A 396-nucleotide genomic window follows, 5' to 3' on the forward strand; every position below is an offset into this window, starting at 1 on the left:
CACGGTTAAACGTTCATCCGGGTTCACCCCGGTCAGCCAGGCCAGACCGCCGTCGCTGATCATTCCCAGTTCGCGCGACCTGGCGTTATGTACCGTGGCGCCAAACGGCGGATGACTGCCGTCTTCCTTACTCAGAATCGCCACCACTTTGGCGCCCTTCAGCACATCAAAGCGCCGGAAGCCGATCGCCCCTTCGGTGAGGGCCAGTTCCGCAATTGGCGAGCCGGCAGATTCCACATCGTCCGGCAGACGGTTCACGTCAATCTCGGCGCGGGTACGGAAGTAGTTCGGCACCCCGGGAATGACCGCGATACCAAAGGCGTTGGTATAGCCCTGACTGCCCACCGGCACCCCGCCGACGCCATCAGTGCTGACCATCAGCCGCGTGCCGCCCTG

The 396-nt window shown here is 63.4% G+C and carries 1 protein-coding gene; it reads right to left on the reverse strand.

Annotated features, from left to right (window positions below):
* Positions 1-396, reverse strand: a 396-nt coding sequence (locus AQ981_RS25495; RefSeq protein WP_154675994.1) for a fimbria/pilus outer membrane usher protein, incomplete at both ends; no start/stop codon positions are given.

Origin of the sequence: Entomohabitans teleogrylli, from assembly GCF_001484765.1 — a bacterium.
GTDB classification, from domain to species: domain Bacteria; phylum Pseudomonadota; class Gammaproteobacteria; order Enterobacterales; family Enterobacteriaceae; genus Entomohabitans; species Entomohabitans teleogrylli.